Annotated in this window: 15 protein-coding genes; 1 reads left to right on the top strand and 14 read right to left on the bottom strand. The window is 62.6% G+C overall.

The annotated features are described in order from the left end of the window. Window positions 1-81: 81 nt before the first annotated feature. From guaA to GQ59_RS07690, 13 genes are all read right to left on the bottom strand, one after another. Window positions 82-1,659, bottom strand: a complete 1,578-nt coding sequence (gene guaA, locus GQ59_RS07750) for a glutamine-hydrolyzing GMP synthase (RefSeq protein ID WP_037079607.1) — start codon at window positions 1,657-1,659, stop codon at window positions 82-84. Between the two features lie 61 nt (window positions 1,660-1,720). Then, window positions 1,721-2,374, bottom strand: coding sequence for a 5'-methylthioadenosine/S-adenosylhomocysteine nucleosidase (locus GQ59_RS07745; RefSeq protein WP_037079605.1), 654 nt, complete (start codon window positions 2,372-2,374; stop codon window positions 1,721-1,723). Then, window positions 2,371-2,820, bottom strand: a complete 450-nt coding sequence (locus GQ59_RS07740; protein WP_037079604.1) for a PaaI family thioesterase — start codon at window positions 2,818-2,820, stop codon at window positions 2,371-2,373. Before GQ59_RS07740 ends, GQ59_RS07745 begins: the two co-directional genes overlap by 4 nt. 71 nt (window positions 2,821-2,891) lie before the next feature. Further along, entirely contained in the window at window positions 2,892-3,344 is a 453-nt protein-coding gene (locus GQ59_RS07735) for a TspO/MBR family protein (RefSeq protein WP_037079602.1), read from the bottom strand. Window positions 3,345-3,382: 38 nt separating this feature from the next. Continuing rightward, a complete protein-coding gene (locus tag GQ59_RS07730) occupies window positions 3,383-4,465 on the bottom strand; it encodes a DUF1513 domain-containing protein (RefSeq protein ID WP_037079600.1) in 1,083 nt (360 codons plus the stop codon). Window positions 4,466-4,469: 4 nt separating this feature from the next. Further along, window positions 4,470-5,573 (bottom strand): imelysin family protein, encoded by a 1,104-nt coding sequence (locus GQ59_RS07725; protein ID WP_037079598.1) that lies wholly within the window; start codon window positions 5,571-5,573, stop codon window positions 4,470-4,472. After that, a complete protein-coding gene (locus tag GQ59_RS07720) occupies window positions 5,573-7,111 on the bottom strand; it encodes a di-heme oxidoreductase family protein (protein WP_432762571.1) in 1,539 nt (512 codons plus the stop codon). Before GQ59_RS07720 ends, GQ59_RS07725 begins: the two co-directional genes overlap by 1 nt. A 51-nt stretch (window positions 7,112-7,162) precedes the next feature. After that, window positions 7,163-8,440 (bottom strand): imelysin family protein, encoded by a 1,278-nt coding sequence (locus tag GQ59_RS07715; protein WP_037079596.1) that lies wholly within the window; start codon window positions 8,438-8,440, stop codon window positions 7,163-7,165. A 133-nt stretch (window positions 8,441-8,573) separates the two neighbouring features. Next, complete coding sequence (locus GQ59_RS07710; RefSeq protein WP_037079595.1) at window positions 8,574-9,863, bottom strand: RsmB/NOP family class I SAM-dependent RNA methyltransferase; 1,290 nt, start codon at window positions 9,861-9,863, stop codon at window positions 8,574-8,576. 97 nt (window positions 9,864-9,960) lie between these two features. After that, window positions 9,961-10,371, bottom strand: a complete 411-nt coding sequence (locus GQ59_RS07705) for a septal ring lytic transglycosylase RlpA family protein (protein ID WP_051903864.1) — start codon at window positions 10,369-10,371, stop codon at window positions 9,961-9,963. 382 nt (window positions 10,372-10,753) lie between these two features. Then, on the bottom strand, window positions 10,754-11,626 hold the full coding sequence (locus tag GQ59_RS07700) for an SDR family oxidoreductase (RefSeq protein ID WP_037080249.1): 873 nt from the start codon (window positions 11,624-11,626) through the stop codon (window positions 10,754-10,756). Then, the gene (gene queG, locus GQ59_RS07695) at window positions 11,626-12,801 is read right to left on the bottom strand and encodes a tRNA epoxyqueuosine(34) reductase QueG (protein WP_051903863.1); all 1,176 of its coding nucleotides are present in this window, start codon (window positions 12,799-12,801) and stop codon (window positions 11,626-11,628) included. The genes GQ59_RS07700 and queG overlap by 1 nt, the downstream gene beginning before the upstream one ends. Beyond that, window positions 12,782-13,474, bottom strand: a complete 693-nt coding sequence (locus GQ59_RS07690; protein WP_037079594.1) for a glutathione S-transferase family protein — start codon at window positions 13,472-13,474, stop codon at window positions 12,782-12,784. Before GQ59_RS07690 ends, queG begins: the two co-directional genes overlap by 20 nt. Window positions 13,475-13,630: 156 nt before the next feature. Here GQ59_RS07690 and GQ59_RS07685 point away from each other — a divergent pair, with 156 nt between their 5' ends. Beyond that, entirely contained in the window at window positions 13,631-14,437 is an 807-nt protein-coding gene (locus GQ59_RS07685; protein ID WP_037079593.1) for an undecaprenyl-diphosphate phosphatase, read from the top strand. Between the two features lie 39 nt (window positions 14,438-14,476). Here the strand turns inward: GQ59_RS07685 and GQ59_RS32655 are convergent, their stop codons facing one another. Then, window positions 14,477-14,629 carry a hypothetical protein gene (locus GQ59_RS32655; RefSeq protein WP_037079592.1) on the bottom strand — a complete coding sequence of 51 codons (153 nt, stop codon included), beginning with the start codon at window positions 14,627-14,629 and terminating at the stop codon, window positions 14,477-14,479. Window positions 14,630-14,821 lie beyond the last annotated feature (192 nt).

Genomic DNA, 14,821 nt, shown 5'->3' with positions numbered 1-14,821 from the left:
ATAATCGTCGGGCGCGGATATGACGGGGGACAATGGCGGTCCGGCGGCAAAATCACCGCCGAAGCTATTGCCCGCCTTCCGTCATTCCCACTCGATCGTGCCGGGCGGCTTCGAGGTCACGTCATAAACGACGCGGTTGATGCCGCGGACTTCGTTGATGATGCGGGTCGCGGTGCGGCCGAGGAAGTTCATGTCGTAGGGATAGAAATCCGCCGTCATGCCATCGACCGAGGTGACGGCGCGGAGTGCACAGACGAAGTCGTAGGTGCGGTAATCGCCCATGACGCCGACGGTCTGCACCGGCAGGAGCACGGCGAAAGCCTGCCAGATCGTGTCGTAGAGGCCGGCCTTGCGGATTTCGTCGAGATAGATCGCATCCGCCTTGCGCAGGATGTCGAGCTTTTCGCGGGTGACGCCGCCCGGGCAGCGGATCGCGAGGCCCGGACCGGGGAAGGGATGGCGGCCGATGAAGCTTTCCGGCAGGCCGAGTTCGCGGCCGAGCGCTCGCACTTCGTCCTTGAAGAGCTCGCGCAGCGGCTCGACCAGCTTCATGTTCATCCGCTCGGGCAGGCCGCCGACATTGTGGTGGCTCTTGATGGTGACCGAAGGTCCGCCGGAGAAGGAGACGCTTTCGATCACGTCCGGATAGAGCGTGCCCTGGGCGAGGAAGGCCGGAGAGCCCTTGCCGTCGGCGGCGATCTTGGCAGCTTCCGCCTCGAACACCTCGATGAACAGCCGGCCGATCGTCTTGCGCTTCACTTCCGGGTCAGTGACGCCCTCGAGTTGGCCGAGGAACAGATCGGAAGCGTCCACATGGACAAGCGGAATATTGTAATGGTCGCGGAACATGCCGACGACCTGCTCGGTCTCGCCCATCCGCATCAGGCCGTGGTCGACATAGATGCAGGTCAGCTGGTCGCCGATCGCCTCGTGGATCAGCACGGCCGCGACGGAGGAATCGACGCCGCCGGAAAGGCCGCAGATCACCCGTTCCTTGCCGACCTGTTCGCGGATCTTGCGGATCATCTCGGCGCGATAGGCCGCCATCGTCCAGTCGGACTTCAGGCCGACGATCTTGTGCACGAAATTGGAGAGCAGCTTGGCGCCGTCGGGCGTATGCACCACTTCCGGATGGAACATGGTGGTGTAATAGTGCCGGCTCTCGTCGGCAGCGATCGCGAAGGGCGCATTCTCCGAAGTCGCGATGACTTCGAAACCTTCCGGAAGCTGGGTGACGCGGTCGCCATGGCTCATCCAGACAGGATAGCGGCCGCCGACCTCCCAGAAACCTTCGAACAGCGGGCTCTTGGCCTTGATCTCCACGTCGGCGCGGCCAAATTCGGCTGCATGCCCGCCTTCGACGACACCGCCGAGCTGGGTTGCCAGCGTCTGCTGGCCGTAACAGATGCCGAGGATCGGAACGCCGCTGTCGAACACCGCCTGCGGAGCGCGGGGGCTGCCTTCGGTCGTCACCGAGGCCGGGCCGCCGGAGAAGATCACGCCCTTGGGCTGAAGTTTCTCGAACGCGGCGCTCGCATGCTGGAATGGGTGGATTTCGCAGTAGACGCCGGCTTCACGGACGCGACGCGCGATGAGCTGCGTCACCTGGCTGCCGAAATCGATGATGAGAATGCTGTCGGGATGAGCTATCTGGGTCATGCCGAGCCTTTAAAGAAACTTCCCCTTTCTGGCAACGGGGAATGAGGCGAAAATCGTGCCTTCAAAGCGCGATGGCGCCATCCTCCAGCCCTTCGAACAGGCTGTCGACCGCATCCGCCAGCTTCCGGTCGATCACATGCAGGTATTCGGTCCAGTCGCCGACATGCTTCAGCTCTTCCTTGCCGTCGGAAATACCGCGCAGGCCGATCAGCGGCAGGCCGAAAAGCTGGCAGCAGCGCAGCACCGCGAACGTCTCCATATCGACCATGTCGGCGCCGACGAGATCGTAGGCGGCGCCTGAGACGATATTGCCGCCGGTCGACAGCGAGGCTTGTCTGACCCCCGGGATGCGCAAGGGAAGCGGTATGATCGCCGGGTGGTCGAGGAACGGCGTGCGGCCCTTTTCGAAGCCAAGCGGCGAGGCGTCCATGTCGCGATAGGCGACCGACGAGGCCTGGTAGATTTCCGTCTGCTCAAGAGTGCGGGAACCGGCGGAACCGAGCGAGACGACGAGATCGGGCAGATCGTCTGTCGCTTCGAGCCGGGTCAGGGCATGGGAAAGCACGACAGCCGCCTCGACCGGGCCGACCCCCGTCATCAAGGGCTTGATGCGGGACTTGAGCGCCGGACCGTATTCGGCATCGACAGCCATGACGAAGAGAATGGACTTGCCGCCGGCAAGGCTCGGTTCGCCGAGCGGAAGTAAAGAAGTCATCCGGTTACGTCCTCTCGGCCGCGGATCACCATCATGGTGCCGGTCATGGATGCGATGAGTTTGGCGGGGCCGTCGCCGATTGCATAGGCGCGGCCGTCGGCGACTATTATCGTCGAGCCCGGCTTGGTGATTTCGCCGCGGAACAGGAAGCGTTCACCGCGGCCGGGCGACATCAGGTTCACCTTGAATTCGATGGTGAGGATCGAGGCTTCCGGTTCGATGACGGTATAGGCGGCATAACCACAGGCGGCATCAAGCGCCGCGGAAATCACGCCGGCATGCAAAAATCCGTGCTGCTGGGTGAGCTTGATGTCGAAAGGCAGCTCGATCTCGACTATCGCCTGTTCGACGCGTGTCAGTTCTGCGCCGAGCATCCCCATCGCGCCCTGCCGGGCGAAGCTCTGGCGTACCCGCTCGCGGAAGTCGCCCGTATCTTTCCCGTTCATGTCCCATCCCTTTCGCAGTTGCGAAATTGGCATGGCGGGCGATGTTCGGCAAGCCGTACGATGGAGCGTGCTTAATTCATGAGGACGATCGACAGGTTGAGGAGCGTCGCGAACGCGACCCAGAGTGCATAGGGCACGAAAAGCCACGCAGCCCTGCGGTTCTCCTGCCAGCTGGCGGCGATGAAGAGCAGGATCGAGACCAGCAGCGGCACAATGACGACGAGGCCGAGAACAGGGCTCTGCAGGCCGAAGAAAGCCGGCGACCACAGAAGGTTGAGCGCGGCCTGGATGGCAAAGAGAACGAGGCGGCGGCCGTTGTTCTCGTCATACCAGGTCTCGGAAAGTGCGACGCCGATCAGGACATAGAGGACCGTCCAGACCGGCGCAAAGATCCAGCCCGGCGGATTGAAAAAGGGTTTGTTGAGCGATTGATACCATTCGCCCGGGACATTGCTTGCGCCGCTCAAGGCGCCGAGGGCGACACAGGCGACGATGAAGAGGATGGTGACAAGGGTTCTGTTCATGCCGGCCTGAGATAGTGCGGACGCCGCCGCTGGCCAGATCAGCCGAGCCGAGCGATATGCTGGTCCCAGGCAACTCGGCTACGGGTCTCGTTGAACTGCCCTTCGTAGGACGAAACGGCAATGCCATGCGCCGCCCGCGCGACGCCGGCGGCTTCGTGGATGGTCTCTTCCTTCAGAACGGCACCGGTCCTGGCATCGAGCGTGACCGCGGCCCCGCCCACCGGCGAGGTGAGGCCGACGACGCCGTCACGGCGGTTTACGGCGATGGCGCCGACATAGTTGCCGAGGCGGAGGGCCGTCTCCTCGGGCAGCGGGACGAAGGACAGGTCCTCGCCCCTGGAGAACCAGCCGGCGAGCGGCGGCAGGGCGTTGCGCGCGCCTTCCCACTGGCAGGCAAACCAGATGCGACCGTTGTCAGCGATGTCGAGATGGCGGGTGGAGAGCTGTTTCAGTGAGGAGGGCAGGTGGTGCCGCTGAATGAGAGCGCCGGTCTTCGCATCGAGCAGAACCAGCGACGGTTCCATGCGGTCGACATTGAGCTTGGTGCGCCCAAAATCCGGATGGGTCTCGATGCCGCCATTGGCGATGATCAACAGCTTGCCATCGTCCGAGACGGTCATGTCATGGGTGCCGATGCCGTGGGCGTCGAACTCGCCGATGCGGCGGAATTTGCCTCGGGCATCGTAGATGCCGATCATGCCGCGATTGCCGTCGAAATCGTTCTCGCTGGCATAGAGTCTGGTCCCGTCCGGCGAGAAATGGCCGTGGCCGTAGAAATGCCGGCCTTCCGGGGAGGTGATCATCACCGGTTCGGCCTGCCGCGCCGGATCGAACACCATGGCGAACGTGCCCGGGCGGCGAGCGAAGGCGACAGTGCGGCCGGTCGCAGTGCTATAGGCCAGGCCGTGGGCGCGGGCGGGAAGGGCGACGCGGTCGATGATTTCGCCGCGTTCCGAAACGGTGGCAATGCCGAACGAACCGTCCGGCGCGCGGAAACCCGAGGCATAGACCGCATCGGCGCGTTCGAGCGCCATCAGCGAGCGGGGAGCAAGCGCGGCGGTAAACGTGATCCCCGCCGCTTTGAGGAAACCGCGCCGGTCGATGGCCTCGCCGCGCCACATGGTCTTAGTCGCCGTCCGAGAAGGAAAAGCCGGAACTGAGGCCGATCGCCCCGCCGTAACCGTCGTTCAGCTTGGCGATAACGTCCTTGCCGTCCGCGAGCAGCGTATCGAGCTTCTTTCGCTCGGCGGCATTCTCGACCGCCTTTTCGAGATCCGGCGTGATCTTCGCCGAAAGCACGATCATCGACTTCAGCTTCGCCTGGGTGGCGGCAACGATCGGTCTGTCCTTCTCCTTCAGCAGTTCCACCATCCCGGACTTTTCGAGCAGAGCCGAAAGGCCTTCGAGATTGCCCTTGATAGCCGGCCAGGTGTTTTCCGAGCGCCAGAACAGTGCCTGTTTCGGGAATGTCGCCTTGTCGGCGCCCTTGTAGAAGGTCTCGATCCGCTGGTCGCGTACCGCTTCGGCGCCATGCACGAGAATGCCGAGCAGCGCCGTGATCGCCTCGCCGCCGGTGCGGAAATTGAGGTTGTCCGGCCCCGGCTGTTCCCAGGCCTTCTGGATGCCCTCGGGCGCGTCCCAGATATCGGAAAGTTCCTTGGCGACATTGGCGATATTGCCGGCGATGGCCGCGCCATAGCGGCAGCGGTAACTGTTCTTCGCCTTCAGAAGTTCGTCGGAGCCGGTGCCGGCAAGAACATATTCGAGCGCGCCAAAACCTTGCATGGCGACGCTCTTGGTGCCGAGCGTGGCGGGATCGGTGGCGGTCTCATCGACCTTGGACAGGACCGACTGGACCTGCTTCAGTCCCGTGCTCTTGCGGTCGGGATAAAAGAGGATGCGTTCGAAGCGGTTCTGCTCGATGACGGGACCGACGCGGACCACTTCGATATGCGCCCAGCTCACGGCCGCATCGCGGAAGGCGCTTTTCGCGGCATCGTATTTTGTCTTGGAGGGTGCCTCGCAGAGTGCCTTCATCGCGGTCGTCATCTTGTCCGCGGATTCATGGAATGCGTCGTAACCAGGCCGGATGAAGCCGTCGACCGCAGCCGTCATCACCTTTGTGACCTCAGCCATCGGCAGATCGACGGATGGAGCGGCATCGTCCTCCTGTGCGACAACGGCGGTGGGGAGCAGCGAGACCAGTCCGGCAAAGAGGATCTTCCGCATCAGAGAGACTCCAGGAATTTGAGGAGGGCAGCTCGGTCTTGTTTCGAGAGGGCAGCGAAGGCGTCGCGGGCCTTCTGCGCCTCTCCGCCGTGCCAGAGAACGGCTTCGGTCAGGTTTCTCGCCCGGCCGTCATGCAGGAAGAACGTGTGGGCATTGACGGTTTCGGTCAGCCCTATGCCCCAGAGCGGTTGTGTGCGCCACTCGTTGCCTGTGGCAACGCCCACCGGCTGGCCGTCGGCGAGGCCTTCGCCCATGTCGTGCAGCAGGAAATCCGAATAGGGCCAGATCAGCTGGAAAGCCTGAGCCTTGTTGCCAGCATCGCGGCTGGTCACGAATTTCGGCGCGTGGCAGGCGGCGCAGCCGGCCTGGTAGAACAGCTCCTTGCCCTTCAGCACCGTCTTGTCGCCGATGTCGCGACGGGCCGGCACGGCGAGGTTTTCGGAATAAAAGGTGACGAGCGGCAGAACTGGGTCGGGCGCCTCGACCGGCCCGAGCCGCTGCTGCACGCCGGTCGGCATGGCGAGGCATGCAGCCTCCGCCTTGGTGCAGTCGCCGTGGTCGAACGGATTGTCGGGAGTGGAGATGCCGAGGTCACCGGCAAAGGCGGACGAGCTCTGGTCGCGGACCGAGGCGTTCTGCGCCTTGAAGCCGAAGCGGCCGAGCTTCAGTTCGCCGGTCTTGTGGTCGCGCACCATGGCCGGCTTGCCGGAAATCCCGTCGCCGTCCTTGTCATCCGGGTCGGCCAGGCGAAGAATATCCGCATCGTGGATCGCCTGGATAAGCCCCATGCCGATCATCGGCGGCGCGATCCGTGGCGACAACGTCACGTCGCCCTCCATCGCGCCGTAGCCGAGGTCGGTCACCGAATAGGTCGGCTTGCGCAGGTGGACCACTTCGCCGTCGCCGAGCTTGACCGGGATTTCCTCGTAGGAAATCTGCATCCGGCCTTCGGAGGCGAGGCCGGACACGGCGAGGTCCTGCAGCTGCTCGCCATAGATCGCGTCGGGGAAATTGAGCTTCCTGTAATCGGCGACCGCTTCGCGCTCCTCGTCGGTGCGCGCCGGACGAGCGAGCCGGAAGAACATCGAGGTCGCGTCGGCACCGCCTTCCGGAGGATGACCGCGGCCGTCCTTCAGGTGGCAGCTTTGGCAGGCGCGGGCGTTGAACAGCGGCCCCAGCCCGTCGGATGCCTGCGTCGAGGACGGCGCCGAGACCCAGAGCTTGGTGAACAGCGCATTGCCGAGCTTGAACGTCCCTTCTTCCTCGAAGGTGATGTTGGCGGAGAAATGCGAAAAGGCGTCGCCATTGATGTCGGCGCGGCTGGTCGCCGCCCCGGCGGACATGGTCTCGAACGGCTCGGGCTTGGAGAAATCCGTCGTCGGGCGGGTAACGCTCTCGACGCGTTTCTGGTCCTTCGGATTGAGATCCGTGCGTACGGTCGGGAAGAGGGCATCGCCACCGGTCGCCATCAGCGGCGTGAGAAGAAGAGCACCCGACAGTGCCGGCAACAGGAAGACGAAAGACCTGGGCGTTCTCATGGGAAATCGGGCCGCAGGCTGAAGGTCAGCCGCGGCCCGCCTTTTCATTGCTTATTTGAAGACGGCGTCAGGATTATCGAGGCTGTCGGAACCTTCAAGCTCTACTTTGCCAAGCTTCAGCGACGCAATGACGCGCTCGACGCTCTTGCTCTGGTCGATCAGGCCGTCGATCGCCTTCTGGACGACCGCATTGCCTTCTTTGTTGCCCTCGCCGATCATCTGGTCATAGGCCTCGACCGTCTTCGCCCGGTCGGCCATGGTGTTCATGGCGGCGAGCGTCGCGTCGAGCTTGCCGAGCATCTCGGTATCGAGCGTCTTGTCGGTCGCAGCAACCAGTTCGGAGAGCGAAGGCCCGGTCATCCTGGTGCCGTCGACACGGGTATACTCGCCCGTATAGGCCGACTTGATGCCGATCGCGTCGTTGAGATGCGAGTTGTAGGTGTTGTCGGAGAAGCAATCGTGCTCTTCTTCCGGATCGTGCAGCAGCAGGCCGAGCTTCATGCGCTCCCCGGCGAGCTCGCCATAGGAGAGCGAGCCCATGCCCGTCAGGATGGCAGTCAGGCCCTTCTTGGAGTTGGCCTCGACGTTTTTGGTCGCCTTGCCCTTCGGTCCCCAGGCGGTGACCATGTCCTTGAGGTCGGAAACGAGCAGGGCGGACGCGGCCTTCAGATAGTCGGCGCGGCGGTCGCAATGACCGTTGGTGCAATTGGCCTTGTCGTAGTCGGTATAGGAACGCTTGCCGGCGCCTGGTCCGGTGCCGTTCAGGTCCTGGCCCCAGAGCAGGAATTCGATGACGTGGTAGCCGGTCGCGACGTTCGCCTCGATCTCGCCGGCCTCGTTGAGGCTGCGCAGCGTCTTGGCGTCGAACTTCGAGAGGTTGAGCGTCTTGCCGTTGACCTTGATCTTCGGGTTGGCGATGACATTGGCGGTATAGAGCGCGTTCTCGTCGCTCTCTGTGCCATAGGAGGCGTCGACATAGTCGATCAAACCTTCATCGAGCGGCCAGGCATTCACCTTGCCTTCCCAATCGTCGACGATCGGGTTGCCGAAACGATAGACTTCCGTCTGCTGGTAGGGAACGCGGGCGGCGAGCCAGGCGTCCTTGGCAGCCTTCAGCGTCTCTTCGCTGGGCTTGGCTATCAGCGCGTTGACGGCCTTGTCGAGGGCCTGCGCGGTCGTCAGCGAGTCCTCGTATTTCGCATGCGCCAGCTCGGCATAATGCTTGAGGACGGCGGCGGATGTGGTGGCGGCCTGCGCCTCAGTCACGACGAACGCCGCGGAGGCGGCGAAAAGCGCCAGGGCGGCGCCGAGAACGGTCTTTCGGATCATGTCCCTCTCCTTCACGGCTCGGATTTCCCCGGCCGTTCAAAGGGTTCATCGCGCAATTGGAAACTGGTGTCAAATTATCTAGTTTAGAATAGTTTAAAAAAGGAATTCGACTTCGACTTTCACCCCAGCGCACTCAAACTTTGCGTTGCATGCGGCAGAAAAAGAATCCGTCCGTATCGGTACTTGCGGGCGTCAACGTTACGGTCAGTGCATCCCTGGAGCGAGGCTGCGGCGCCTCTTTTCCGAAAATGTAGTCCCAGTGCTCGGCGGCTGGCACGATGGAGAATTCCGGGTTTTCGGCGCAGAAGCGCGAGACCTGGGCATCGTTCTCCTCCGGCAGGATGGAACAGGTGACATAGAGAAGTGCGCCGCCCGGCTTCACGAAGATGGCGGCTTCGGAAAGCGCCTCCTGCTGCTGGGCAATGCGCTCGTCGAGGTTCTTCGGGGTCAGCCGCCATTTGGTGTCCGGGCGGCGGCGCCAGGTGCCGGTGCCGGTGCAGGGCGCATCGACCAGGACCGCATCGAGCTTGCCCTTCAGGGCGTTGAGCTGGCGCGCGTCGTCATGCACCTGCACATTGCGGGTGCCGGCGCGCCGCAGCCGCTCGATGATCGGGGCCAGCCGCTTGCGGTCGGCGTCGTAGGCGTGGATCTGGCCCTTGTTGTGCATCGCGGCCGCCATGGCGAGCGTCTTGCCGCCGCCACCGGCACAATAATCGAGAACCTGGTCGTGTTCGCCCGGCTGCACGAGCTCGGCGACGATCTGCGAACCTTCGTCCTGAACTTCGAACCAGCCTTTCTGGAACGAAAGCTCGGCGGTCACGTTGGGCAGGCGGGACGCTCCTTCGCCGGCGGCAATCCGGATGCCGTTGCGGGCGATGCGCGAAGCCTTTGCGTTCGAGCGTTCCAACGCCTTGACGACCTTCTCGCGGGACGCCTTCAGCGTGTTGGCGCGCAGATCGAGGGTCGGGCGGCCTGCCAAGGCCTTGGCCTCGGCGAGCCAGTCCTCGCCGAAATTGGCTTCGAAGGACGGCTGGATCCAGTCGGGTATGTCGCCCTGCACATGCAGGGGCGCGTCCTCGAGGTTGCGGGAGGCGAGCAACGAGAGGTTCGCCTCGGTCAGGGCCGGCGGCGCGAAACGGTCGTCGGTGAACTCGGCCTGGAGTGCCTCGGGCGTCAGGCCCCATTGCCGGATCAGGACCGCGTAGGCGAGGGCCGCCGGACTTTCGTCGTCCATGAGCCAGGCATGCGACAGCCGCATGCGTAACGCGTCGTAGACGATGTTGCCGATTGCGGCACGATCGCCGGAGCCGGCGAAACGATGGGCGAGGCCCCAGTCCTTGAGGGCGTCGGCGACAGGACGCCTGCGCGTCTCGATATCGGCCAGAACCTCAATGGCCCCGGCAATTCGTCCGCCCAATCGCATGTCGCTCTCCGTGTCGGTTGCACCCGTATGGCACGGGTCGTAACCGCGATTGCGCGATAGGGCAATAGGCCGGTCTAAACCGTCCCTCTGGCCAGCCTCAGCCTTCGATCGCTTTCAGGCCCTTGCCCGGGACCTTCTGATCGCCGGCATCGACGATCTGGTAACAGACCTGGGCGGTGCCGGAGCTGATCATGCCGATGTTCTTGGCGGCGGCCTTGGAAACGTCGATCACCCGGCCGCGGATGAATGGACCGCGGTCGTTGATGCGAACGACCACGCTTTTGCCGTTGCGCTTGTTCGTCACGACAACCTTGGTGCCGAATGGCAGCGTCCGGTGGGCCGCCGTCATCAGAGAGGGGTTCATTCTTTCCCCGGATGCGGTCTTGGATCCGAGGGCATACCAGGATGCGTGACCGCATCCGGGCGCAGCATGGGCCTGCGCGGCGCCGAGAGTTGCAAAAGCAGCAATGGAGGCCGCGGCGAAAGTCGAGCGTCGAATTGTTGTCAAGTCGGTCGTCCCCGTTCGTTTTGTCCCTGCACGTTGCGTGCAAAAAGGCTAAGCGGGGCGAAAAGTGGCAAAAAAGTGAGACTTTCGATCACGGAACGTTACAGCCTGTAACATTTGTGATTAGATTGCCGTCGATCTTTTTAAGAAGCCAGCTAAGCTTCTGCGGAAGAAAACCTTTAAAAACAGTCAGAAAGCGGAATGTAGTTTCAGCGAGACTCGCAAGGAGTCTGCGATCACGAAAAGTGCAGAAAAAAATTTATCGTGATGCGAGGCCTATTGCCCTATTTGAGCAAATTTTGCGGCGGTCAGCCATAAGCATTAAGAAATAATAACTAGATCAACCGATCAGGATGAAAATTTCACCCGTTTCAAAACGGGAATTTCAACCTCGCCAGCCGCCCGAGGTCCACATTTCGGCGAGCGACATCCGGTAGTTCGGGAAGCGGAATTCGAACCCGGCCGCGCGGATCTTGGCGTTCGAAACGCGCTTGTTGGCGCCATAGAAGGAGCGCGCCATCGGCGTCATGTCGGCAGTCTCGAAATCCTGTTCCGGCGGAGGCTCGACGCCCATCAGTCGTGCTGCTTCGAGGATGACATCCTGCGGCGGACCGGGCTCGTCGTCGGTGACATTATATAGGCCGCCCATATTGCCTTTGGCGAGAAAGAGCGCCGCGCCGCCGATATCCTCGACACGGATCCGGTTGAAGACCTGGTCTCTCTTTATAATGCGTCGCGCAGTGCCGCGCGCGAGGTTGACGAAGGCGTTGCGGCCGGGGCCGTAGATACCGGAGAGGCGAAGGTTTGCCACGGGCACGCCGGCGGCCCGCCCTTCCGTGGTCCAAGCCTCTTCCGTATCCACCCGTTCGATCGACCGCCCCTGGCTCGGGCTGCCTAGGGTCTCCTCGGTGACCCAACCGCCGCCATGATCGCCATAGACGCCGACGGTCGAGAGATAGCCGATCCATTCGAGCTTCGGGCAAAGCGCGCGCAGCTGCCCCGAGACGAGCTTGAGCAGCGGATCGCCCTCGGTGCCGGGCGGAATCGACTGCACCAAGTGCGTGGTCTCCCGAAGCTCTGTCAGCAATTCGTCGCTGAACGGGCTGCCATCGAACACGAAGGCCTTGATGTCACGGGCCGCGAGTTCCAGTGCCTTGTGGGCTGTTCTGACGGTGCCGGAGACCCGATGACCTTCGGATTTGAAGGCCCCGGCGATCGCCTGGCCCGAATAGCCGCATCCGAAGATCATCACATTCATCAGGCCGCTCCCGCCAATCGCCATTCTTGCCGTACGTCCGGATCGTCTTCCACACCACGCGCCTCGGCAAACCGCGCGAAGTCCATATCCGTCATCAGCCGCTTCAGGGCCCATATAGCCATGCCGCGCACCGTGGGCGAGGGGTCGCCGGCAAGTTGCAGACATTGCCCGATGAGGCTGGCATCGCCGGAATTGCCGGCGGCGATCAGCACGTTGCGGATGAACCGGTCACGGCCGATGCGCTTGACCGGCGAGCCGCTGAAGAATGTCCTAAAAGTCGCATCCGCCAAGGTCAGCAGAAACGCGATCGACGGTTCCTTCAAGTCCTCGCGCGCCTGCAGCTTCATCTCGGAGGCGCTTGCCGCAAACTTGTTCCAGGGGCAGGCGGCAAGACAGTCGTCGCAGCCATAGATGCGGTTGCCGATCAACGGCCGGAATTCGGGATCGATCGGACCTTTGTGCTCGATCGTCAGGTATGAAATGCAGCGGCGGGCATCGAGCCGATAGGGCGCCGGAAAGGCTGCCGTGGGACAGGCGTCGAGACAGGCTCGGCAGGAGCCGCAATGGTCTGTTTCGGCCTCGTCGACGATAAGGTCCGCCGTGGTGAACAGGCTGCCGAGGAATAGCCAGGAGCCGTGGGTGCGGCTGACGAGATTGGTATGCTTGCCCTGCCAGCCAAGCCCGGCCGCTTCCGCCAGCGGCTTCTCCATGACCGGCGCCGTGTCCACGAAAACCTTGACGTCCTCGCCGGCCCGCGCCGCAAAACGCGTGGCGACCTCCTTCAGCCGGCCCTTGATGACGTCGTGATAATCGCGATTGCGCGCATAAACCGAGATCGCCGCCTTGTCCGGCTTATCGAGAATGCCGCGCGGATCTTCCTCCGGCCCGTAGTTCAGTCCGAACATCACGATCGACCGCACCTGATCCCACAGGACCTTCGGGTCGGCGCGGCGCAGCCTCGTCTCCGCAATCCAGTCCATGCTGCCGTGGTGCCCGTCGGCGAGAAAGATCTCCAGCCGCTCCGGCGCCCGCGGAATGCTGTCAGGGCCCGTGATTCGGCAAAGATCAAAGCCCTGGGCCGCCGCTTCCTCGCGAATGAAGGCGGTCAGCTTCTCCCGCCGCCGGAGCGCCTTTTCTTCCTCCCGCGAGGTCGCGTCAGAAATCAAGGTCCGCATAATGGGATACCGGGGTAAGGCCGCGGATGCGTTCGGCAAGCATCGGCCGGAAGGAAGGGCGGGATTTCAGCCGCTGATACCAGTCCTTGGCGACCGGCGTCTCCGACCAGTCGATTTCCCCAAGATAATCGAGGATCGAAATCGAGGCGGCGGCGGCAAGGTCGGCATAGCTCAGGCGGTCGCCCGCCAGCCAGGGCCGGGAGCCGGCAAGCCAGGAGAGATATTTCATGTGCTGGCGGATATTGGCGCGGGATGTGCGCAGCACCTTCGAGTCCGGCGCGCCGCCGCCCTGGGCAGTGGTCATCTGCAGCTTGTAGACCCGCTCCCGGGTCAGCGGCCGGGTGACGTCCTGCTCCATCTTCTGCAGGAACCATTCCGTCAGGCGCCGGATCTCGGCGCGCTGCCAGGGGTCTTCCGCAAGCAGCCGGCGGTCGCGCTTCAGCACGCCGTGGGTTTCATCGAGAAATTCCAGGAGCACGGAAGGGCCACAAAGCACTCTCATGCTGTCGTCGACATAGACCGGGAGCGTGCCCGCAGGATTGAGCGTCAGGAATTCCCGCCGCTTTTCCCACGGCTGCTCCTCGACCAGATCCGCCTGGAAGCCATATTCGGCGAGAATCAGCCGGACGAACCGCGAGGCCGAAGACATGGAATGATGATAGAGCGTGGGCATGGATACTTGAACTTCACGAACTTCGTATAGGAGGGGCAGGGGCGCCTCGCGCGCCCGCCTGACATATGGCAGCTATATGGATTTGGTAGGCCCAAGACAAGCAACGGCTCATAAACTGCTTAAAACTGCCCTTATCTGCTCAATAAAGGATTAAGAATGGCGGATCAGTCCATCATCAGCGCGCTCGTCCTCGGTTTGATCGAGGGGCTCACTGAATTTCTTCCTGTTTCCTCGACCGCCCATGTTCTTTTGGCTGGTCATTTCCTCGGTTTCCAATCTCCCGGCAACACGTTCGCGGTCCTGATCCAGCTCGGTGCGATCCTCGCCATCCTGCTCGTTTACGCCCGCAAGCTGCTGCAGATCGCGGCCGACCTGCCGACCAGCCCGAAGGCCCGCCATTTCGTGGTGACGGTACTGATCGCCTTCCTGCCGGCCGCGGTGATCGGCGCTCTGGCCCACGGCTTTATCAAGGCCGTGCTGTTCGAGACGCCGATGCTGATCTGTATCATGCTGATCCTCGGGGGCTTCGTGCTGCTCGTGGTCGACAGGATCAAGTTCCAGCCGAAATACCACGACGTGATGGAATATCCGCTATTGCTCGCGTTCAAGATCGGGCTCTTCCAATGCGTGGCGATGATCCCCGGGACCTCGCGTTCCGGCGCGACGATCGTAGGCGCGCTTCTGCTCGGTGCGGACAAGCGCTCGGCGGCGGAATTTTCGTTCTTCCTCGCCATGCCGACCATGCTCGGCGCCTTCGTGCTCGATCTTTACAAAAACCGAAATGCCTTGAGTTTCGACGACGGCGCGGTGATCGCGGTCGGCTTTGTCGCCGCCTTCGTCACTGCCATCCTGGTAGTGCGTTCGCTGCTCGATTTCGTGTCGAGCCGCGGTTATGCACCGTTCGCCTACTGGCGAATCGCCGTTGGTGCGCTGGGCCTGGTCGCACTGCTCCTCGGAGCATAAAAGAAGGCGGCTCAAAAGGCCGCCAACTTCCAAATCATCTTAGTGCTGGATGGATGCCGTGCTGCACGGATCGACGCCGTATGCAGGCGTGCATTCGCTCTTGCCGGCGGCTCCCGTCGTCGGGGCCATGAAGGAGCCCGCGAGGATGATCAGCGCTGCGCATGCAAAAAAAAGGGCGATGGGCTTGCCCATGGAGGAATGCCTTTCGATGGATGATTTTATCGTCACGGTTGCGCCGCTTGTTTGGTGAGGGAGGATCTATGGGTTGGATTAGAAGAATTCAATAAAGGATTTTGCTGAACCGGCCGTTAACGCGACTGCATCAGCCACTGCGACCTTTGTGCCACAATCCTTGCCCGAAACATGAGCGACAACAAAGGGGTG

The sequence above is a fragment of the Neorhizobium vignae genome, assembly GCF_000732195.1.
Taxonomy (GTDB): domain Bacteria; phylum Pseudomonadota; class Alphaproteobacteria; order Rhizobiales; family Rhizobiaceae; genus Neorhizobium; species Neorhizobium vignae.
Note: the sequence above shows the minus strand (reverse complement) of the source record. Positions and strands in the feature narration are given on the sequence as shown.